Origin of the sequence: Campylobacter sp. US50a (genome assembly GCF_004379015.1) — a bacterium.
Classification (GTDB): domain Bacteria; phylum Campylobacterota; class Campylobacteria; order Campylobacterales; family Campylobacteraceae; genus Campylobacter_D; species Campylobacter_D jejuni.
The window spans coordinates 1-1,230 of the sequence record NZ_RYYJ01000043.1; the positions used below are offsets into that span (position 1 = coordinate 1).

At 27.2% G+C, this 1,230-nt stretch carries 2 pseudogenes; both read right to left on the reverse strand.

From position 1 onward, the window contains the following. Positions 1-945, reverse strand: a pseudogene (locus ELQ11_RS09535) (hypothetical protein); the annotation flags it as partial. Between the two features lie 3 nt (positions 946-948). Continuing rightward, a pseudogene (locus ELQ11_RS09980) lies at positions 949-1,230 on the reverse strand (hypothetical protein); the annotation flags it as partial.

Sequence of the window (1,230 nt, forward strand, 5' to 3'; positions counted from 1 at the left end):
TTTTTGAGTGAGGGTGTTTAGGTAATCTAAATGAGGCTTAAGGGTTGCAACAATATCATTTATGGGCTTTTTGGTAAAATTTGAAACAATTTGAGAAATGTTACTTTTGCTTATTTTGCTAACTTTATTCTGTGAGTTAAATCTTATAAAATCTAAATCATTCTCATACCATTTTGCCAAATTTAATAATGTATCTTCTTTAACATGAGTGGTAAAATTTTCAATACTTTCATTATCTTGGTATGTTCTGTATTTTATTTGCTCTTTTTTAATATTCAAATAAGAAAATATATCAAATATAAGACTTATTTTATTGATATTCGGATTAGATAGATAGATATCTGCTTCATCTGCACTTCTAGCAATATATCCTACATAGGTATTAACATTTGTTTTGTATCTTATAATAAACCAAGACAAAAATCTTGAATTATTCTTAATAGCTTTAATTAATCCATTGTTTTCAATGCCTTTTCCTAGATAACGCATAGATAGCAATGAAGCTCTTTCTTTACTATAAGGCAAATAATTTGTTGTTATATTGGAAAGTCTCTTTTCATATATTGGAATCATATTTTCTAAAACTTTTTGAGCTTGTTCTTGTGTAAGTGAAAAACTAAACACTCTATTTTGTAAATAACCTTTTACTATCTTTGGGTCTGTAAAACCTGCCTTATTGGCTCTATATTTCTCTATAATTTCATAAAAAGTTAATTCTTCATCTCCTATTTTAAGTTTTTTAGAATCATTTGGTAAATAATCTAGTAAAAAATCTTTTGGTTGTCCATTGCATTTTAGCAAATCAAGTCCATAACCAATGGTTATATTTCTCGCAATATGTATAGCATTTTCTTGTTTATAATTTAGATTTTCAAAGGCAATAAGAAGTCTTGCACATTCTTTTTTATAATCATTTTCATTTAGCACTTCGGTATCATAAAGCATTGATTATTCCTTATGATATAAGCGATTTACACTAATTTCTGTTCCCTCTCCACAACCCATATAGCAATTTTTGGGCTTTTGCTCTGTGATTAAAATCCCATTTTTATTAAGCTCCAAGTTCAAGCTACATTTTTCTTCGTCATCATAATACGCAATGGCTTTATTATTATTTTTGATTTTAAGCTTCATTAAAACTTCTTCGCAGATATGCATATCATTAAATTCACTTTTATTTAGGATAGCCTCATATCTAGCTTCACAAATATTAAACTTATCACACTTTTT